We start from the raw sequence: 20,137 nt of genomic DNA, 5'->3' as shown, positions 1-20,137 counted from the left end.
TCTACGCGAGTTTCAAAGCGGCAACTATCGGCGCGTGGTCCGACAATTTGGCCCACAGGGTGCCGTGCATCACTTGCGCGCCTTCCACGTGGAAACCGCGCACATAGATGCGGTCCAGGCGGAACCACGGCAAGGCGGCGGGAAAGGTACGCGCCGGCACGGGAATCGGCGTTTTCGTCTGGCGCCGCGCCAGGGTGCGCACCAGGTCGCCCAAGGCCGAATTCGACGCGCGCTGGTCGAACACTTCGACCACGCCGAGCGCATTGCGCAGCTTGTCGCTGAGCGTGTTGCGCCAATCGTTGAAGTCGCCCGCGATGATGACAGGCTCGCCATTCGGCGCCGACTCCATGACGGCGTCGATCAGCGCCTGCGTCTGGCGGCCCCGCCCCGACTCGAACAAGCCCAGGTGGACGACGTAGCAATGCACGTCGGCCTGCGGCGTCTTGAGCACGCAATGCAGGATGCCGCGTTGCTCGTAGGCATGGTCGGACACGTCGTGGTTGGTTTGCGAAGCGATGGGAAACTTGCTCAGCAAGGCGTTGCCATGGTGGCCATGGTCATACACGGCATTCATGCCGTAGGCGGAATGGTGCTCGGGGCCGGCAAAGAACTCGTGCTGCGACGCTTCCGGCCAATGCTTGTGGCCGTTTTTCTCGGCGCCATAGCGGGCCGCGTTGCGGTCGTGCTTGCCTTGCACCTCTTGCAAAAAGACAACATCGGCATGAAACAGGGCAATCGCCTGCTTTAAAGCATGCACGCGGGGCAAGCCCCGCACGGAGGAGACACCCTTGTGTATATTATAAGTTGCTACGCGGATTTTCATGCATTGATTCTACTCCCAGACGGGCCCCGCGCGGCGCCAGCGTAGGTGCGCGTGCGCACCCAAGTCCCACTTTATCTGCCTGCCATCGCTCCCAGCAAACTATCGGCGGCGCTGATGCTGCCTACCACGCTGCCGATGAGCCACAAGCCCTTCACAAGCACGGGTGCGCTGCTCCAGCTGAAGGCGCCCCGTCCGCCGGCAAAGCAGCGGGGGTGCAGGAGAAATCCCAGCATCAGCAGGGGCAAGCCAGCCTGCGGCAGGCGGGCATGCGGCTGATCGGGGAAACACACGGCATACAGGGCGCCAAAGATCCAGGACAGAAATATGGCGCCCCAGAGGCGCTGCTGAAAAGAAAGTTGAGACCAGTTCAGCATGGACACCTTTCGTCAGGAAGTGAGATTGCGATTAAAGCAATAATACCACATAACAATAGTTTCAGCGGCTCAGGCCAGCATGCGTCCCACGCCCGCCGTCACGCTGACGATCAGCGCGGTAATACCCGCCGCCCAGACGATCTTCACCAGCAACGGTGCGCCACGCCAGGCCACGGTGCGCTTGCCCTTGGCAAACGCGCCCGGATGCAGCAGCCAGCCGATGGCCATCAGCGGCATGCCGATCGGCGGCGTGCGGCCGGGCACGGTGGAGCTGAACAGCAGGAAGATGAAGCACAGGCAAAAAACGATGCCCAGGGTGCCCAGCAGTTTTTGCTGCGCAGTCAAATGTAACCAGTTCAACATGGAATGCTTTCTAGGAAAATCAGGTGGGACGCGCCAGGCCCGTTATGGCCGGCAATTGCAAGATCGCTTCCGCGTTGGACGACGAGAAACAGCGGTCGGCCGCCGCCAGATACGGCAGCCACGCGTGCTGCAAATGCTCGCGCGGACTCAAGGTGACGGCGATGTCGCGCGGCACTTGCACGCTGAACACGTGTTCCGTGTTGCGCGTCACGCCCGGCGCATAGCGGTGGCGCCAGATCGGATAGATCTCGTACACATTCGACAAGTTCCAGTCGCGCAGCACGATATCGTGCCCATCGACAACGATGCCGGTTTCTTCCTCCAGTTCGCGCGCGGCCGTCTGCAGCAGCGGTTCATCGACGGCGTCGACGGACCCCGTCACGGATTGCCAGAAACCGGGTTGGCCTGCGCGCTCGATCAGCAAGACGTCTAGGTCCGCCGTATGGATGACGACCAGCACGGAAACGGGAATTTTATGGCTCATATCAAGAATGAAAAAGGCGCCTCGCAGCGCCTTTTTTGCCTCAGCAAGTAAAACGGTAGCGGCTGCCTGGGCAGCCGCATGCTTCATTACACTACTTTTGGCTCGGTGCTGCGCAAACGGATGTGCAGTTCACGCAGTTGCTTCTCGTCAACTTCCGACGGCGCATGGGTCAGCAAATCTTGCGCGCGCTGGGTTTTCGGGAAGGCGATCACGTCGCGGATCGATTCGGAACCCGTCATCATGGTCACGATACGGTCCAGGCCGAATGCCAAGCCGCCATGCGGTGGCGCGCCGTATTGCAGGGCGTCGAGCAGGAAGCCGAATTTCAGCTGCGCTTCTTCGGCGTCGATCTTCAGTGCGCGGAAGACCTTGCTTTGCACTTCTTCGCGGTGGATACGGATCGAACCGCCACCCAGTTCCCAGCCGTTCAAGACCATGTCGTAGGCCTTGGCGATGCAGGCGCCCGGATCGCTTTCCAGCATGTCTTCGTGGCCGTCTTTCGGCGCCGTGAATGGGTGGTGGGTCGCCGTCCAGCGGTCCGCTTCTTCATCGTGCTCGAACATCGGGAAGTCGACCACCCACAATGGCTTCCACACGTCTTCGAACAGGCCGGCTTTCTTGCCGAATTCGCTGTGACCGATCTTCACGCGCAGCGCGCCGATGGCGTCGTTGACGACCTTGGCCTTGTCCGCGCCGAAGAAGATCAGGTCGCCGTCTTGCGCGCCCGTCTGCTCGAGGATCGTGGCCAGCACGTCGGCAGGCAGGAACTTGACGATCGGCGACTGCAAGCCTTCAGGACCCTTGGCTTTCTCGTTGACCTTGATGTAAGCCAAGCCCTTGGCGCCGTAGATGGCGACGAACTGGGTGTAGGCGTCGATTTCCGAACGGGGCATGCTGCCGCCTTGCGGTACGCGCAGGGCCACCACGCGGCCGCCCTTCATGTTGGCGGCGCCGTTGAAGACCTTGAATTCGACCGACTTCATGACTTCGGTCAAGTCTGTGAAGGCCAGCTTGACGCGCATGTCCGGCTTGTCGGAACCGTACAGGCCCATCGCTTCGGCGAAATCCATCACCGGGAACGGGTTCGGCAAGTCGATGTTCAGCGTGTTCTTGAAGACGACGCGGATCATGTCTTCGAACAGGTCGCGGATTTCCTGTTCCGTCAGGAACGAGGTTTCGCAATCGATCTGCGTGAATTCAGGCTGGCGGTCAGCGCGCAAGTCTTCGTCGCGGAAGCACTTGGTGATCTGGTAGTAACGGTCGAAGTTGGCGACCATCAACAGTTGCTTGAACAACTGTGGCGATTGCGGCAAGGCAAAGAAGCTGCCCGCGTTCACGCGCGACGGCACCAGGTAATCGCGCGCGCCTTCTGGCGTCGACTTGGTCAGCATCGGCGTTTCGATGTCGATGAAGCCCAGCGCGTCGAGGTACTTGCGCACTTCCATCGTCACCTTGTAGCGCAGGCGCAGGTTGTTTTGCATTTGCGGGCGGCGCAGGTCCAGCACGCGGTGTGTCAGACGCGTCGTTTCCGACAGGTTGTCGTCGTCCAGCTGGAACGGCACGGGCACGGAAGGGTTCAGCACTTCCAGCTCCGAGCAGACCACTTCGATCTTGCCCGATTTCAAGTTGTTGTTGATCGTGCCTTCGATACGGTTGGTCACGACGCCCGTCACGCGCAGGCAGAATTCGTTGCGCACGGCTTCGGCGACCTTGAACATCTCCGCTTGTTCCGGGTTGCAAACGATTTGCACCAGGCCTTCACGGTCGCGCAAGTCGATGAAAATCAGGCTGCCGTGGTCGCGGCGGCGATGTACCCAGCCGCACAGGCTGACGGTTTGTCCCAGCATGGCTTCGGTAACGAGGCCGCAGTATTCAGTACGCATAGACATAAAATTCTCAGTTCAGGTTAGTGAGTGTTCAATCCGGCCACGTCCCGCATGGGACGCCTGCCTTTATTCTTTGGCTGCCGGGGCCGGTACAGCAACAACTTCCGCAGGCGCCACCACGCCCATCGAGACGATATATTTGAGCGCCGCATCGACGCTCATGTCGAGTTCGACGACATCGCTGCGCTTCATCATCAGGAAAAAGCCCGATGTCGGATTCGGCGTCGTCGGCACGTACACGCTGACATAGTCGCCCACCAGGTGGTTCGCCGCATCGCCGCCCGGCACGCCGGTCAGGAAAGCGATGGTCCAGGAGTTCTGGTGCGGATACGGCACCAGCACGGCCTTGCGGAAGGCATTGCCCGACGGGGAAAACAGGGTATCCGACACTTGCTTGACGCTCGAATACAGGGAATTGACGATGGGTATGCGTTGCAGCAATTTTTCCCACAGTTTCACCACGTAATTGCCGACCAGGTTATTCGTCAGCAAGCCCGTGAAGAACACGATCAGTACCGTCAAGACCGTGCCCAGGCCGGGAATGGTGCTCAGCGCGGGAATCTGGCGGCCGAACCAGACGCTGGGCTGCGTACTGCCGGGCACCAGCAACAGCGACTGGTCCATTGTGCTGATGACCAGATTCAGGACCCAGGCCGTAATGGCCAGGGGTACCAAAATCAGTAATCCGGTAATAAAGTATTTACGCATCGGTTTCTCGGTAAGGGATCGTATCGGCGCGGCGCGCTTTTCAGTCCGCTTTCGGCGCAGCGGCAGCCGGGGCGGGCGCAGGGGCCGCAGCAGGCGCGCTCTCTGCTGCCGGGGCGGGTTTGGCGTTATCGGCCGGGCCCGTCGGGATGGCCGTGGTAGGCGCCGTGCCGCCGCGAAAATCGGTCGCGTACCAGCCGGTGCCCTTCAATTGGAAACCGGCGGCCGTCAATTGCTTCTTGAAACTGGGCTTGCCGCACGACAGGCACACCGTCAGTACTGGATCGGAGATCTTTTGCAAGACGTCCTTGGCAAAACCACACTCGTCACAACGGTAAGCGTAAATCGGCATCTCTACTCCGAGAAAATCATCAAAAACCCTGAATTATAAAGCTTTTCCTTTGTCGCCAGCGGAAATTGCCCCGCCCGCCTCAGTCTGCCCGGCGGCGCCAGCTCATCCAGCGCTCCTTGCCGGCGAAGACGGCGATGGAATCGTCGACGGCGTCGTCGGCCAGGCAATCGAAATGCGGCGCCAGCAATTCCTGCAGTGTCTCACGCGATATGCCGAACGGCGGCCCCTTGGCATTGTCGTCAAAGAAGAAATAGCCGGCCAGCATGGCACCGGGCGCCAGCAACTGCGCCCAGCGGGCCGCCACCTGCGGCCACATGGCGCGCGGCATGGCGCACAGGAATGCCCGTTCATAGATCAGGTCCAGCGGCGCAACGGGTTCCCAGGCAAAGAAATCCGCTTCCACCACCCGCCCTGCCCGCTCACCCAGCTGGATGCGCGCGGCCGCCACTGCGGCCGGGGAAAAGTCGATGGCCGTGGCATCCCAGCCGTGTTCCAGCATGAAGACCAGCTCATACGCCGAGCCGCAGCCGGGAATCAGACAGCGCAGCGGCGCCGGGCTGCCGGCAACGAAGCTGCGCAGGCGCGCGGGCACGCCGCCGTGGTCCCAGGGCGTGAATTGCTTCTCGAAACGCTCGTCCCAGAAGGCGGGCGAGAGCGGGTCGCGGGTATGGAAGTCAGCCATCACTTACGTCCTCAGCCTTTAAAACGGCAGTTGATGCCAGCGCATGTACACTTGCAAGCCCAGCGCGCCGAGCGCGAAAGCGCCCACGAAGTAGACGATAAAGCTCAGCAGGCGGTTCGTCTGGCGTTGCTCCGCCAGCAAGGTTTTCATCAGTTCCACCTCGTTTTCGCGCGGTTCGCCATGCACCGTCAAGGCCTGGTGCAGCAAGCGCGGCAGTTGCGGGAAGATATGCGCATAACGGGGCGCCTCGGCGCGCAGACGCTCCATGAAGCCTTGCGGCCCCACCTGGTTGCTCATCCATTTTTCCAGGTAGGGCTTGGCCGTTTGCCACAGATCCAGTTCCGGGTCCAGCTGGCGGCCCAGGCCCTCGATATTGAGCAGAGTCTTTTGCAACAGCACCAGCTGCGGCTGCACTTCCACATTGAAGCGGCGCGAGGTCTGGAACAGGCGCAGCAATACTTGTCCAAAAGAAATATCTTTCAGCGGACGGTCGAAGATCGGCTCGCAGCAGGCGCGCACGGCCGCTTCCAGCTCATCGACGCGCGTATCCTTCGGCGCCCAGCCCGATTCGATATGCGCCTCGGCCACGCGCTTGTAGTCGCGGCGGAAGAAGGCGAGGAAGTTTTGCGACAGATAATCCTTGTCGTAGTCGTTCAGGGTACCGACGATGCCAAAGTCCAGCGCGATGTAGCGGCCGAACGATTCGGGCGCGATCGACACGAGAATATTGCCCGGATGCATGTCCGCATGGAAAAAGCCATCGCGGAACACTTGCGTGAAGAAAATCTCCACGCCATCGCTGGAGAGCTTGCGCAAATCCACGCCGGCCGCCACCAGGCGCTCCGTCTGCGACACGGGAATGCCATACATGCGCTCCATGACGATGACGCTGCTGGAACAATAATCCCAGTGCATTTCCGGCACCAGCAGCAAGTCCGAGTTGGCGAAGTTGCGGCGCAGCTGGCTGGCGTTGGCCGCCTCGCGCATCAGGTCCAGCTCGTCGTGCAGGTATTTGTCGAACTCGCCCACGACTTCCTTGGGTTTCAGGCGCTTGCTGTCGGCCCACAGGCGGCTGGTCCAGTCGGCGGCGATGTGCATCAGGGCCACGTCTTCGTCGATCAGCTTTTTCATTCCTGGACGTAAGACCTTCACGGCCACTTCGCGGCCGTCTTTCAAGGTGGCGAAGTGCACCTGGGCAATCGAGGCGGACGCCACCGGTTCGCGCTCGAAGCGGGCAAACAGCTGGTCCGGGTGCGCGCCCAGGGACTTGGTGATCTGCGCGACGGCCAGGTCGGAATCGAACGGCGGCACCCGGTCTTGCAGGCGCGCCAGCTCTTCGGCGATGTCGAGCGGCATCAGGTCGCGCCGGGTCGACAGCACCTGGCCGAATTTGACGAAAATCGGGCCCAGCTCTTCCAGCGCTAGGCGCAGGCGCAAGCCCCGTGGCGACGACAGGTCGCGCCAGAAAATCAGGGTGTCGATCAATTTGGCGGTGCGGGGAACTTGCAGACCAGAAATCGCTATCTCATCCAGGCCGTACTTGATGGAAACACGGATGATTTTAAACAGGCGCAGGAATTTCAATATCATGTAGACAAATCCGGTGAGGAGGGCTGCGGCTGGACGGCGGCGACCGCCTTTTCCAGCCGGGCAAGGCGCTTGGCCAGGCGTTCGACGTCATCGCGCACGCGCGTCACGCCAGCGGAATACTCTTGCAGGGTAGAAGGACGGATCAGCATGGGCTGTTCGTCGAGGAAATATTCGGCCACGTTTTCCGCCAGCTTTTGCTGGCCCGTGCGCACAAAGGCGGCCGCATCCTTCGCGCCGGAAACGAGGCGCGTGGCCAGCATGGGGCCGACGACCTTTTCCAGGTCGTGCTCGGCTTCCCAGCGCAAGCCCTTGCTCAATTGGGAAATCGCATTGGCAAACTCGGCATCGCCTTCGATCTTGACGTAGGAAAACGCCCGCTCGCGGTTTTGCAGGATCAGCGGCACATCGGACAATTTCACGCGGATGGTGACGTTGGCCGGAAAATCCGCCGGCGCTGCTTCCAGCATGCCGGCGCTGTCGACGCGCAGGCGCAAGGCCACGGCGCCCGTGTCGATGCAGGCCAGCTTGCCGGCGTGCACGGCCAGTTGCTGGCGCGCCCACGGCTCCTGCGCCAGCAAGTGGTTGATTGTCGCGATGACGGGCGTCATCAGGGAGAGATCGGAAAGTGGTGCCATCTATATACTGCGCGCCGCGCGCGCCCCCAAAAAGAAAAAACCGCCCATCAAACAAGGTGGGCGGTTTCGATCTTACCAGTTCAGCAGGAAATATCTGTCAAGCATCATGCATTCCGCATGGACTTAAGCCATTATTCAGCAAGTTTTTACAATTAATTCAATTGCTGGATGCCTGCCAGAACCCAGCCGCTATTGCCGCTGACGGGTTTCGACATATTCCACACTTCCGCGAACGGTTCCGCTGCGGCGCCCGGCGCCGAACGGATCAGGCCCGTAAACTTCACGCTGGCCAGGTAGTCGTTGACGCTCGTTTCGATCCCCAGCAATTCGGCATCGATGGTGACGACATCCGTAAAGTCTGGCTGCGCGCCCCGTTCCTGGATTTGCATGCGCAGTTCCGCATACACTTCCGGCGACGTGAATTCGCGGATATCGTTGACGTCCGCCTTGTCCCAGGCCGCTTGCAGGCGAATGAAATTGCTTTTCGCGTGGCGCAGGAAGGCGTCCTTGTCGAAGTCGCTTGGTACGCCCCATGGCGCGGCAGCCGGGACCGGCTTGTCCAGGCCTACGCCGGACGAGACGGGTTGCAGCGGCGGCAGCGGCGGGATGCGCGAACCGATGTCAGGCACGTTGCCCGCTGGCGCAGGCTGGTTGCCGCCAAAACCGGCGAACGGCGCATTGCCGCCGGCATTATTGTCGCGTTTGCCACGTACCATGCGGTAGATGAAGAACGCCACGCCGGCCAGCAAGGCCACCATCAACAGGGTGCTGATCATGCTGGCCAGGGCGCCGCCCAGACCAAAGTGCGACAGCAAGGCGCCCAGACCCAGGCCCAGCAAGGCGCCGCCCAGCAAGCCCTTCCAGCGGCTCGGTGCCTTGGCGGCAGGGGCCGGCGCGGGGGCTGGCGCAGGTTGCGCCTGGCGTGGCGCGGCGGCCGGCGCCGGGGTTGGTGCCGGCGCAGGCGCCTGGCGGCCCACGTTTTGCGACTGGCGGCCAAACGAACGGCCACCGCCCATGGGACGGGCCAGCGCCTCGCCCAGCATGGATACCGTGGTCGCGGCCAGCATCATGCCGACCATAAATTTCTTCAATTTCATTCCATCTCCTAAAATCACCGGCTTGGTGAGTTACAGCTTGAGTTACATCTTGATGCCGGTATGCAAAGCGGCAATGCCTGCCGTCAAATTGTAGTACTGCACGCGCTCCAGGCCCGCCGTTTCCATCATGGTCTTCAGCGTTTCCTGGTCCGGATGCATGCGGATCGATTCTGCCAGGTAGCGATAGCTTTCCGCGTCGCCGGCGATTTTCTGTCCGAACCACGGCAAGACCGAGAACGAATACAGGTCGTACGGCTTCTGCAGGGGCGCCGCCACCTTGGAAAACTCCAGCACCAGCAGCTTGCCGCCCGGTTTCAGCACGCGGCGCATTTCCGCCAGCGCCACATCCTTGTGCGTCATGTTGCGCAAGCCAAAGGCCACGCTGACCCGGTCGAAATAATTGTCGGGGAATGGCAGTTTTTCCGCGTCACACAACAAGGTGGGGGTGAGCAAGCCGCGATTCAAGAGGCGGTCGCGGCCTACGCGCAACATCGATTCATTGATATCGGTCAACCAGACTTCGCCGGTAGGGCCCGCCTGCTTGGCGAATGCCTTCGACAGGTCACCCGTGCCGCCGGCGATGTCGAGCACCTTGAAACCGGGGCGCACGCCCGCGTTGGCAATGGTAAACGTCTTCCACAGACGGTGCAGCCCGCCCGACATCAAGTCATTCATCACGTCGTATTTGGCAGCGACGGAATGGAACACCTTGGCGACTTCGCGCACTTTGTCGTCTTCTGCAACTGTTTTGTATCCGAAATGGGTCGTATTGGTCATGGTAGGCGGTCTGTTTGAACTTGGGAGCATTATACAAGCGGCAGGCGCATTTCCCCGTGACGCCGGAGAAGGTATTGCCTTTCCACCGCATTCGCGGCCAGCATGGCCGCCCGGGCATACGCCGCCAGCGCCCCCCGCCGGTCGCCCTGGCGGCGCAGCAAGTCGGCCCGGGCCGCGTGCAGATAATGCGAATTGGCAAGGCTGGGCACGGCTTCCAGGCGTTCAAGCCACGCCAGGCCGTGCTCTGCGCCATGCGCCATCGCGCAGGCGATCACGGCATTGAGCAAAATCAAGGGTTCCGGCTTGTGCCGCAACAAGGCGCCATACAGGGCGCTGATCTGGCGCCAGTCCGTCTGGCTGGCCGTGACGGCCTTGGCGTGCAAGGCGGCAATGGCCGCCTGCAACTGGTATGGCCCCGGCGCGCGCGCCGGCAAGGCTCTTTCCAGCACGGCCAACCCCTCGGCGATCAAATCTCCCTGCCACAGGCGCCGGTCCTGCTCTTCCAGGGTCAGCAGATCGCCTTCGGGCGACAGCCGGGCCGGGCCGCGCGACGCCTGCAACAGCAGCAAGGCCAATAGCCCCTGTACTTCCGGCTGGCCGGGCTGCAGGCTGTCGAGCAGCCGCCCCAGGCGCAGCGCTTCCGCGCACAGGTCGGCGCGCAGCAAGCTATCACCGCCGCTGGCGCAATAGCCTTCGCTGAACACCAGGTAAATCACGTGCTGCACTTGCGCCAGCCGTTGCGGCCAATCTTGCGCTGGCGGCAACTCGAAAGGGATGCGCGCTTCGGCGATCTTGCGCCTGGCGCGCAAGAGCCGCTGCGACAGGGCAGCTTCCGCCAAGCCGAAGGCGCGCGCGATCTCGCCCGTGGACAAGCCACACAGGGTGCGCAAGGCCAGCGCCACCTGCGCCTCGGGCGCCAGCGCGGGATGGCAGCAGATGAACAGCAGGCGCAGGCGGTCGTCCTCGATGGCTTGCGTTTCATCAAGCATGGCGGCCGGCAGGCAGGACAGCACGGCCTCGGCCTCGCTGACGCTCTTGCCCGCGCGGCGCACGTGATCGAGGCCCGCGTTGCGCGCCACCGAGCTGAGCCAGGCCGCGGGATTGGACGGGATGCCCGTCTGCGGCCACAGTTCCAGCGCCTTGCGGCACGCCTCCTGCAACACATCTTCCGCCAGGCCCAGGTCGCCGAAACGCCGCATCAGGCCGGCCAGCACCCTGCCCTTTTCCTGGCGAAAGACGTGTTCGACGGCCGCAATGGCGTCACTGGCCATGTTTATGCCGTGACAGGCCGCACTTCGATGGTGCCCAGGGAAGCCGCCGGGCAACGCCCGGCCCAGGCCAGCGCCTCGTCCAGGTGGGCGCAGTCCAGCAGGTAATATCCGCCCAGCTGCTCCTTGGTTTCCGCGAACGGCCCATCCGTGATGACAGGCTTGCCGTTTTGCACACGCACGCTGGTGGCGCTGCGCACGGGCGCCAGCTCGGCGCCGCCGCGCATCACGCCCGCCGCCTCCAGGTCCTGCGTATAGCTGGCAAAGTCGGCCATCAGGCTGGCCATCTGGCCCTCTTCCATGGCGGCATAGCGCGCCTCGTCGGCGTAGATCAGGATCATGTATTCCATAGTCTCTTCTCCAAAAGAAAAATGCCCGCAAGCGCGGGCATCCATACGACGAACGGGGCGGCGGCAATCCGACAAGATTACCGCATTATTTTTAATTAATGCTTATGACCGCAACTGGGTCCATGAACATGACCGCCGGAAGATTGCTTGACCGTCATGTCCGCCTTGGCATCGCGGCCGCTGTCGCCCGGGTAGCCGGCGGCTGCCAGGCGATCCAGGTAATCCTGCCACAGGGTCGCTTGCTCGGCCCCCAGCTTGTACAGATAAGCCCAGGTGTACAGGCCGGAATTGTGGCCATCGCTGAAGGTGGGCTGCACGGCGTAGTTGCCGACCGGCTCCAGACCCGTGATGCCGACCAGACGCTTACCTAATTGCAAGGTTTCCTGGCCCTTGCCATGGCCCTGCACTTCGGCCGACGGCGAGTACACACGCAGGTATTCGAACGGCAAGGCAAATTCGCTGCCGTCGTCGAACGCCACGTCGAGCACGCGCGACTGGTTGTGCACGGTCAAGCCGGTGGGTTGGGGTGTTGCTGCTTTTTCAGTCATGACAATACTTTATGCGGATAAACGTTGAAGGATGGCGCCGCGCAAGGCCGGCAGCAGGGCGCGGCGCGCGGCCAGCACCTCGGGCGCCGTTTCGCGCTGGATCACCGCCCAGCTGGGGTTCGGGAAATGCGCGTCGTCGCGGTAGCGGGGAATCACGTGCCAGTGCACGTGCGGCGTCATGTTGCCGAAACTGGCGACATTCACCTTTTCCGGCTGCATCACTTCCCGCACGGCCAGTTCGACTTGCCACACGACTTCCATGACGTAATTGCGCTCGCCGGGCGTCAAGTCCGTCATTTCCTTCACGTGTTTGTTCCAGATCACACGGCAAAAGCCGGGATAGGCAGGATCGTCGACAGCCACGACGGACAGGCGCTCACTGCGCCACAGCAAGGTCTCCAGACCCTGCTTGTTGGCGTAGCCGTCCAGCAAGTTACACAGATCGCAACTCGTGGACATCACACGAGCACCCGTTCGATGCCGCCGTCATTGGCGCGTTTCACATAATCCGGCATCCAGTTCTCTCCCAGCAAGTGTTTGGCGATCTCGACGACGATGTAGTCGGCCGTCGTGCCCGAATCGTCATTGTAGCGCGACAAGCCTTGCAGGCACGACGGGCAGCTGGTGAGGATTTTGACGTCGCCCGTGAAACCGTCGCCGCGCAGCTTGTCGGCGCCCTTGACCATCTCTTCTTCCTTGCGGAAACGCACTTGCGTGGAAATGTCCGGGCGCGTGACGGCCAGCGAACCCGATTCGCCGCAGCAACGGTCATTCTTCTCGATCTTCACGTTGTCTACCGTGCTGATCAGGGAATTGATGGTCTTGCCCGATTCCTGCAGCTTCATCGGATTGTGGCATGGCTCGTGGTACATATAGCGCGTGCCGTTGACACCTTCCAGCTTGACGTTTTTCTCCAGCAAATACTCATGGATATCCATGATGCGGCAGCCAGGGAAAATCTTTTCAAACTGATACGTGGCCAGCTGGTCGTAGCAAGTGCCGCACGACACGAGCACCGTCTTGATGTCCAGGTAATTGAGCGTGTTGGCCATGCGGTGGAACAGGACGCGGTTATCCGTCATCATCTTCTCGGCCTTGTCGAACTCGCCCGCGCCGCGCTGCGGATAACCGCAGCACAAATAGCCCGGCGGCAAGACCGTCTGCACGCCCACTTCCCACAGCATCGCCTGCGTGGCCAGGCCCACTTGCGAGAACAGGCGCTCCGAACCGCAACCTGGGAAGTAGAACACGGCTTCCGTATCGGCCGTCGTCGTCTTCGGATTGCGGATGATCGGGATGACCTTGTCGTCTTCGATGTCGAGCAGCGCGCGTGCCGATTTCTTCGGCAGGTTGCCCGGCATTTTCTTGTTGATGAAGTGGATCACCTGCGCCTTGACGGGCGGCTTGCCCGTCGATGGCGGCGGCGCCTTGGTTTGCTTCTTGGCAAATTTCTTCAGCAAGTCATGGCCCAGGCGTTGCGCCTTGTAACCCCAGCCGATCATGACCTTGCGCGTGGCGTTGATGGTCACGGGATCGGTGGCGTTGAGGAACATCATCGTGGCCTTGGTGCCAGGATTGAAGCTCTTCTTGTCCATCTTGCGCAGCAAATTGCGCATGTTCATCGACACATCGCCAAAGTCGATATTGACGGGGCAAGGCGTCACGCATTTATGGCATACCGTGCAGTGGTCGGCCACGTCCTCGAACTCTTCCCAATGCTTGATGGAAATACCGCGGCGCGTCTGCTCTTCGTACAGGAAGGCTTCGATCAGGGACGAGGTCGCCAATATCTTGTCGCGCGGCGAGTACAGCAAATTGGCGCGCGGCACGTGGGTCGAGCACACGGGCTTGCACTTGCCGCAACGCAAGCAATCCTTGACGCTGTCGGCGATGGCGCCGATATCGCTTTGCTGCATGATCAAGGACTCATGCCCCATCAGGCCGAACGATGGCGTGTAGGCATTGCGCAAGTCGGCGCCCATGCCAGGCAGGTTCAGCAATTTTCCCTTGTTGAAACGGCCCTCCGGATCGATGCGCTGCTTGTAGCTGCGGAATTCGCCGATCTCTTCTTCCGTCAAGAATTCCAGCTTGGTGATGCCGATACCGTGTTCGCCGGAAATCACACCATTGAGCGAGCGGGCCAAAATCATGATACGGCCCACGGCTTCGTGGGCGTCCTGCAGCATTTCGTAATTGTCCGAGTTGACGGGCAAGTTCGTGTGCACGTTGCCATCGCCCGCATGCATGTGCAGCGCGACGAACACGCGCGAACGCAGGATGCGCGTGTGGATGGCGGTGGCCTCGTCGAGGATCAGCTTGAACGCGGCGCCGTTGAAGATCTGGCGCAGCTGGGCGCGGATCTCTTGCTTCCAGGTAATGCGCACGGTGCGGTCCTGCACCACGTCGAACAGGGTGGCGTCCGGCTGCGTTTCCAGGCGCGCATCGAAGACGGGCAGCAAGCGCTCCATGCCCAGGTCCGCCAGCGCCTGCTTGGCGTCCGCCAGCGGACGGTCCAGCTGGGCCAGCAGATAGGTCCAGCGGCTAGTGACTTGCGCCAGCAACTGCTGCGCCTGCTCGGCGCGGTCGCCCAGCATTTCCGCATCATCGACGCGGTCGTCCGAGGCGTCGTCGCTCTTACCGATCGGCAAGTTACCCTTGCCAAAGAACTCGCTCAGGGCCTCGGCCAGCTGCAGCTTGTTCTTGATCGACAGTTCGATGTTGATGCGCTCGATGCCGTCCGTGTATTCGCCCATGCGGTTGAGCGGAATGACGACGTCTTCATTGATCTTGAACGCGTTGGTGTGCTTGGCGATCGCCGCCGTGCGGGCACGGTCGAGCCAGAATTTCTTGCGCGCTTCCGGGCTGACGGCGACAAAGCCTTCACCCACGCGGGTGTTGGCAATGCGCACCACCTCGGACGCCGCCTGCGCGACGGCGTTTTCATCGTCGCCGACGATGTCGCCAAACAGGGCCATCTTCGGCAGCACGCCCCGCTTCGACTTGGTGGCGTAGCCGACGGCGCGCAGGTAGCGCTCGTCCAGGTGTTCCAGGCCCGCCAGGCGGATGGTCGTGTATTGCTCGCCTTTCGCCGGCAAGCCGTCGAGGTAATCCTTGATTTCCACGATCGACGGGATCGCGTCGCGCGCCTGGCCGAAGAATTCCAGGCAGACGGTGCGGGCGAACTTCGGCATCTTGTGCAGAATCCAGCGCGCCGACGTGATCAGGCCGTCGCAGCCTTCCTTCTGGATGCCCGGCAAGCCGGCGAGGAATTTATCGGTGACGTCCTTGCCCAGGCCTTCCTTGCGGAACTTGCGGCCAGGAATTTCCAGGATTTCCGTCTTGAACGGCGCGTTCGGTTTCGTGGCGTCGCGCGTGCTCGGGTGACGCCATTCCAGCTGGAAACGTGCCAAAGCGATATCGTGGATCTTGCCCAGGTTATGGTCGAGGCGCGTGACGTCGAGCCAGTCGCCGTTCGGGTCGACCATGCGCCACGAGGCCAGGTTGTCCAGCGCCGTACCCCACAGCACGGCTTTCTTGCCGCCCGCATTCATGGCGACGTTGCCGCCGATGCAAGACGCGTGCGCCGAGGTCGGGTCGACGGCAAATACGAAACCGGCCTTTTCCGCCGCTTCCGACACTTTATTCGTGATCACGCCGGCGCCCGAATTGATGGTCGCGTATTCGTTCGTCAAGCCCGGCAAGACCGTCATTTCCACGGCGCCCAGGGTGATGAGTTTTTCCGTGTTGATGACGGCCGACATCGGCGTCAGGGGAATCGCGCCGCCCGTGTAGCCGGTGCCGCCGCCGCGCGGGATGATGGTCAGCCCCAGCTCGATACAGCCCTTCACCAGGCCGGCCATTTCCTCTTCCGTGTCGGGCGTGAGCACGACGAACGGGTATTCCACGCGCCAGTCAGTGGCGTCCGTCACGTGCGACACGCGCGTCATGCCGTCGAAGCGCACATTATGCTTTTCCGTATAGCGTCCCAGTACCTTGACCGTGCGCTTGCGCAAGTCGTAGGTCTTGCGGAATTCGTCGCCAAAGTCGGCCACGGCCTTGCTGGCCGCTTTCAGCAACAGCTCCACGTTGGCGCTGCGCGCTTGCGCCACTTCGGGCGATTCGCCACTGGCGGCCACGTCGCCGCCGGCCGCGTCGATGGACAGGCGGCGCTTGTCGACTTCGGCCAGGCGGTGATGCAAGGCATCGATCAAGCCCTGGCGGCGCTTCGGATTGTCGAGCAAGTCATCCTGCAGGTAGGGATTGCGGCGCACGACCCAGATGTCGCCCAGCACCTCGTACAGCATGCGGGCCGAACGGCCCGTCTGGCGGGCGCCGCGCAGCTCGTCGAGCAGGCGCCAGGAGTCCTCCCCCAACAGGCGTATGACGATCTCGCGATCGGAAAACGACGTGTAGTTATACGGGATTTCGCGCAGGCGGCTTGCTGCGGGACCATTCGGCGTTTCTGCCAGTAAAGCTTGGATATGTGCGGGAGCGTTCATGGAGTGTGGTGACGATGTGGACTGGACCCTAAAGGCCCATTTTATCTTATTGCGCCGCACCATGCGGGAACAGCCTTATGCCGCCCAAGGTTTAAGCACCACACCCGTCACCATAGCAAATACGGAAAAGCCCTATTTTGCATGAATAAAAAATCAGTGTTGATCATTTTTTGACGCAAAAATGCCAAGAATCAGAGTCTGCTGCAAACTATCGAACTGCCCAAAAATGGGGCAAAACGGCGTTGCATTACGCCCCGTTTGCGCCCACTTTACGCCAGCATTTGTCCAATCCGGTGCCATACGCCATCGGGCACATACAGCAGCAAGCCCGTCATGGTCAGGTAGCGCGCGCACTTGCCGACGGCCATGTAGGCCACGCTGGGCCAGAACGGCAGCTTGAGCCAGCCAGCCAGGGTGCACAGCGGGTCGCCCACGATGGGCAGCCAGGCCAGCAGCATGGTCTTGGCGCCATAGCGGGCCAGCCAGCGGAACCAGCGCGTGTCGCGTTCCTTGGCAAACGCCTGCTTGGCCCGGTAGCCCATCCAGTAGTCGACAACGCCGCCCAGGGTGTTGCCCAGGGTGGCGACGCCGATGGTGGCCCAGAACAGCGCGGGGTTGGCCTTGATGACGGCAAACACGGCCGGTTCCGAGCCGAGCGGCAAGAGGGTGGCGGAAATAAAGCTGATCAGAAAGACCGATGTCAGCCCGACTTCCGGTGCTGCGATCAGCTGCAGCAGCCAGGCGATTGCGGATTCGATCATGGAACACTTCGCGATGCAGTAAGGCTCTCCATTATAATGAAGAGCAGCTTGCGCGCCGCACAATCCGCGCCGGCCGGCACAGGCTTACCCGCCCGCAGTTCCACAGAGCATTATTGTCGCCAGGCTATCCGCCGCGGCGCCGCCGCTATCGCCCGACACGCTCCAGACCCTTTCTGGCCCAGAATCACTTGCTTGCAGACTATGAACATCGACTACCTCAAGAAAATCCTGACCGCCCGCGTCTATGACGTCGCTACCGAAACGCCGCTGGAACTGGCCCCTGCCCTGTCGCAGCGCCTGAACAACCAGATTTACTTCAAGCGCGAAGACATGCAAAGCGTGTTCAGTTTCAAGATTCGTGGCGCCTACAACAAGATGTCCAAGCTGAGCGAAGCGGACCGCAAACGGGGCGTGATTTGCGCCTCGGCCGGCAACCACGCCCAGGGCGTAGCCCTGTCGGCCGCGCGCATGGGTTGCCGCGCCGTCATCGTCATGCCGACCACCACGCCGCTGGTGAAGGTCGAGGCGGTCAAGGGACGCGGCGGCGTGCACGTGGAAGTGGTGCTGCACGGCGAGTCGTACACGGATGCCTACAACCATGCGCTGACCCTGGAAAAGGAACAGAAGCTGACCTTCGTGCACCCGTTCGACGATCCGGACGTGATCGCCGGCCAGGGCACGATCGGCATGGAAATCCTGCGCCAGCACGCCGGCCCCATCCACGCCATCTTCGCGCCCATCGGCGGCGGCGGCTTGATCGCCGGCATTGCTGCCTATGTGAAACAGATTCGCCCCGACATCAAGATCATCGGCGTGCAAAGCGTCGATTCGAACGCCATGGCCCGTTCGCTGAAAGCGGGCGAGCGCGTGACCCTGAACGACGTGGGCCTCTTTGCCGACGGCACGGCCGTGCGCCTGGCCGGCGAGGAAACCTTCCGCCTGGTGCAGGCGTATGTCGATGAAATCATCACCGTCGACACGGACGCCATCTGCGCCGCCATCAAGGACGTGTTTACGGATACGCGCAGCATCCTGGAGCCGTCCGGCGCGCTGGCCATCGCCGGCGCCAAGGCCTATGTGGAACGGGCCAGCCTGACCAAGCACCCCGTCAACAATGAAACCCTGGTCACCATCGCCAGCGGCGCGAACATGAATTTCGACCGTTTGCGCTTTGTCGCGGAACGGGCCGAACTGGGCGAATTCCGCGAAGCCGTGTTTGCCGTCACCATGCGCGAACAGCGGGGCAGTTTCAAGCGTTTCTGCTCACTCATCGGCGCGCGCAACGTGACGGAATTTAATTACCGCATCAGCGATGAAAAGGCCGCGCACGTGTTCGTCGGCATTCAAATTGCCGACCGACATGAATCAAGCGTGCTGGCGAAGACCTTCGAGGAACACGAATTCAAGACCCTGGACCTGACCCACGACGAGCTGGCCAAGTCGCACATCCGCCACCTGGTGGGCGGCAAGAGCCGGCTGGCGCAGGACGAGTTGCTGTACCGCTTCGAGTTCCCCGAGCGCCCGGGCGCCCTGATGCGCTTCCTCGACAGCATGGCGCCGAACTGGAATATTTCCCTATGTCACTATCGCAGCCAGGGCGGCGACGTGGGCCGCATCCTCATCGGCCTGCAAGTGCCGCCCGATGAAATGGGAGAATTCGCCCGCTTCCTCGATACCCTGGGCTACCGTTACTGGGATGAAAGCAGCAATCCCGTCTATAAGCTGTTCCTGGGGTAAGCATCACCTCCCGGCGGCGGCTACTCGCCGTCGGGAGAATTAGGCTACCATGCGTGCTTGACTGAATTCACGCCACACGACCATGACCACCACCAACGACCTCGCCGAACAATCCCCGCTGGGCAAAAGCTCCGCCTACCGCACCGATTACGCGCCGGAACTGCTGTTTCCCATTCCCCGCCAGGGCAAGCGCGACGAGCTGGAATTGCGCGGTACATTACCGTTCTTCGGCCTCGATATCTGGAATGCGTATGAGCTGTCGTGGCTGAACCAGCGCGGCAAGCCGCAAGTGGCGATTGCCAAGGTCAGCGCGCCGGCCGATTCGCCGAACATCATCGAATCGAAGTCGTTCAAGCTCTATCTGAATTCGTTCAACCAGACCAGGCTGGACAGCCCGGATGCGCTGCTGGCCCTGCTCAAGCAGGACTTATCGAACGGTTTCGGCGCGCCCGTGCAAGTGGAGCTGACCTTGCAGGACGATTTCGGCAAGCTGAAAATGGGCGAATTCGACGGCGTGCTGCTCGACCGCCTGGACCTGGAAATCACGCAATACACGCCCTCGCCGCTGCTCTTGAAGGCGGCGCTCGATGAAGCGCCGGTGGAAGAAAAACTCGTCTCGCATTTGCTCAAATCGAATTGCCTGGTGACGGGCCAGCCCGACTGGGGCAGCGTGCAGATCGAGTACGCGGGACCGCAGATTGACCAGGAAAGCCTGTTGCGCTACCTGATCGGTTTCCGCGAACACAACGAATTCCACGAGCAATGCGTGGAGCGCATCTTTGTCGATATCTTGCGTCAGTGCAAGCCGCAAAAACTGTCCGTGTATGCGCGCTACACGCGCCGCGGCGGCCTCGACATCAATCCCTGGCGCAGCAACTTCAGTACGGGAGCGATGCCGGGCAATCTGCGCAATGCGCGCCAGTAACGCCAAACAACACCCCGCAACCATGCCAACAGGAATGTTGGCTGTGTTTTAAAACAACGTTGCAGTAGTGCCGCAGAGCATGTCAAAGACGCTGAAAAATCGGAAAATCGGCATTCGGCGGCGGAAAAACCGGCGCACCGCGTGTTTTTAATCAAGAAATAGCCGATACACGCCGATGTTATTTTTTTGCTAAAATGATGACCACGTGGGCTGTAGCGCCCACTGCGCCCGCAGCGGGCGTATACTGTTGAGAATTGGCGTTACAGGCCGCCGAAACAGGC

Annotated in this window: 20 protein-coding genes; 2 read left to right on the top strand and 18 right to left on the bottom strand. The window is 61.6% G+C overall.

Going from position 1 to position 20,137, the window contains the following annotated elements:
• Position 1: 1 nt before the first annotated feature.
• The 18 genes from O3301_RS14045 to O3301_RS13960 all read right to left on the bottom strand — a co-directional run bounded on the left by O3301_RS14045 (position 2) and on the right by O3301_RS13960 (position 17,194).
• Positions 2-823, bottom strand: coding sequence for an endonuclease/exonuclease/phosphatase family protein (locus tag O3301_RS14045; RefSeq protein WP_251349339.1), 822 nt, complete (start codon positions 821-823; stop codon positions 2-4).
• A gap of 71 nt (positions 824-894) precedes the next feature.
• Positions 895-1,197 carry a hypothetical protein gene (locus tag O3301_RS14040; protein ID WP_305056652.1) on the bottom strand — a complete coding sequence of 101 codons (303 nt, stop codon included), beginning with the start codon at positions 1,195-1,197 and terminating at the stop codon, positions 895-897.
• Between the two features lie 69 nt (positions 1,198-1,266).
• Entirely contained in the window at positions 1,267-1,560 is a 294-nt protein-coding gene (locus O3301_RS14035) for a hypothetical protein (RefSeq protein ID WP_046682130.1), read from the bottom strand.
• 19 nt (positions 1,561-1,579) lie between these two features.
• Positions 1,580-2,044 (bottom strand): dihydroneopterin triphosphate diphosphatase, encoded by a 465-nt coding sequence (gene nudB, locus O3301_RS14030; RefSeq protein WP_305056651.1) that lies wholly within the window; start codon positions 2,042-2,044, stop codon positions 1,580-1,582.
• An 86-nt stretch (positions 2,045-2,130) separates the two neighbouring features.
• The gene (gene aspS / locus O3301_RS14025; protein WP_180278639.1) at positions 2,131-3,933 is read right to left on the bottom strand and encodes an aspartate--tRNA ligase; all 1,803 of its coding nucleotides are present in this window, start codon (positions 3,931-3,933) and stop codon (positions 2,131-2,133) included.
• 63 nt (positions 3,934-3,996) lie between these two features.
• Positions 3,997-4,638: a DUF502 domain-containing protein gene (locus O3301_RS14020; protein WP_077398981.1), complete on the bottom strand. Its 642-nt coding sequence runs from the start codon at positions 4,636-4,638 to the stop codon at positions 3,997-3,999.
• 40 nt (positions 4,639-4,678) lie between these two features.
• Positions 4,679-4,987, bottom strand: coding sequence for an FmdB family zinc ribbon protein (locus tag O3301_RS14015; RefSeq protein WP_077398979.1), 309 nt, complete (start codon positions 4,985-4,987; stop codon positions 4,679-4,681).
• A gap of 79 nt (positions 4,988-5,066) precedes the next feature.
• A complete protein-coding gene (locus tag O3301_RS14010) occupies positions 5,067-5,669 on the bottom strand; it encodes a methyltransferase (RefSeq protein ID WP_305056650.1) in 603 nt (200 codons plus the stop codon).
• A gap of 18 nt (positions 5,670-5,687) precedes the next feature.
• The gene (gene ubiB / locus O3301_RS14005) at positions 5,688-7,259 is read right to left on the bottom strand and encodes a ubiquinone biosynthesis regulatory protein kinase UbiB (RefSeq protein ID WP_305056649.1); all 1,572 of its coding nucleotides are present in this window, start codon (positions 7,257-7,259) and stop codon (positions 5,688-5,690) included.
• Complete coding sequence (locus O3301_RS14000) at positions 7,256-7,894, bottom strand: SCP2 domain-containing protein (RefSeq protein ID WP_289919381.1); 639 nt, start codon at positions 7,892-7,894, stop codon at positions 7,256-7,258. Before O3301_RS14000 ends, ubiB begins: the two co-directional genes overlap by 4 nt.
• A gap of 152 nt (positions 7,895-8,046) precedes the next feature.
• Positions 8,047-8,991: a Tim44 domain-containing protein gene (locus O3301_RS13995; RefSeq protein WP_289912345.1), complete on the bottom strand. Its 945-nt coding sequence runs from the start codon at positions 8,989-8,991 to the stop codon at positions 8,047-8,049.
• 42 nt (positions 8,992-9,033) lie between these two features.
• The gene (ubiE, locus tag O3301_RS13990) at positions 9,034-9,768 is read right to left on the bottom strand and encodes a bifunctional demethylmenaquinone methyltransferase/2-methoxy-6-polyprenyl-1,4-benzoquinol methylase UbiE (RefSeq protein WP_034753359.1); all 735 of its coding nucleotides are present in this window, start codon (positions 9,766-9,768) and stop codon (positions 9,034-9,036) included.
• 29 nt (positions 9,769-9,797) lie between these two features.
• A complete protein-coding gene (locus tag O3301_RS13985) occupies positions 9,798-11,039 on the bottom strand; it encodes an RNA polymerase sigma factor (RefSeq protein ID WP_305056648.1) in 1,242 nt (413 codons plus the stop codon).
• Positions 11,040-11,041: 2 nt separating this feature from the next.
• Positions 11,042-11,386, bottom strand: coding sequence for a YciI family protein (locus O3301_RS13980; RefSeq protein ID WP_305056647.1), 345 nt, complete (start codon positions 11,384-11,386; stop codon positions 11,042-11,044).
• Positions 11,387-11,481: 95 nt separating this feature from the next.
• Positions 11,482-11,934: a DUF971 domain-containing protein gene (locus O3301_RS13975; protein ID WP_289905722.1), complete on the bottom strand. Its 453-nt coding sequence runs from the start codon at positions 11,932-11,934 to the stop codon at positions 11,482-11,484.
• A 9-nt stretch (positions 11,935-11,943) separates the two neighbouring features.
• Positions 11,944-12,393: an HIT family protein gene (locus O3301_RS13970; RefSeq protein ID WP_305056646.1), complete on the bottom strand. Its 450-nt coding sequence runs from the start codon at positions 12,391-12,393 to the stop codon at positions 11,944-11,946.
• Positions 12,393-16,433, bottom strand: a complete 4,041-nt coding sequence (locus O3301_RS13965) for an FAD/FMN-binding oxidoreductase (RefSeq protein WP_305056645.1) — start codon at positions 16,431-16,433, stop codon at positions 12,393-12,395. Before O3301_RS13965 ends, O3301_RS13970 begins: the two co-directional genes overlap by 1 nt.
• A gap of 269 nt (positions 16,434-16,702) precedes the next feature.
• The gene (locus tag O3301_RS13960; protein WP_077398959.1) at positions 16,703-17,194 is read right to left on the bottom strand and encodes a YqaA family protein; all 492 of its coding nucleotides are present in this window, start codon (positions 17,192-17,194) and stop codon (positions 16,703-16,705) included.
• A gap of 201 nt (positions 17,195-17,395) precedes the next feature.
• Between O3301_RS13960 and ilvA the strand changes: the two genes are divergently transcribed.
• Both ilvA and queF read left to right on the top strand, forming a co-directional pair.
• Positions 17,396-18,931, top strand: a complete 1,536-nt coding sequence (ilvA, locus tag O3301_RS13955) for a threonine ammonia-lyase, biosynthetic (protein ID WP_099665685.1) — start codon at positions 17,396-17,398, stop codon at positions 18,929-18,931.
• Between the two features lie 82 nt (positions 18,932-19,013).
• The gene (gene queF, locus O3301_RS13950; RefSeq protein WP_305056644.1) at positions 19,014-19,856 is read left to right on the top strand and encodes an NADPH-dependent 7-cyano-7-deazaguanine reductase QueF; all 843 of its coding nucleotides are present in this window, start codon (positions 19,014-19,016) and stop codon (positions 19,854-19,856) included.
• Positions 19,857-20,137: the final 281 nt, after the last annotated feature.

This window comes from Janthinobacterium sp. SUN211, from assembly GCF_030587315.1.
Classification (GTDB): domain Bacteria; phylum Pseudomonadota; class Gammaproteobacteria; order Burkholderiales; family Burkholderiaceae_D; genus Janthinobacterium; species Janthinobacterium kumbetense.
Note: the sequence above shows the minus strand (reverse complement) of the source record. Positions and strands in the feature narration are given on the sequence as shown.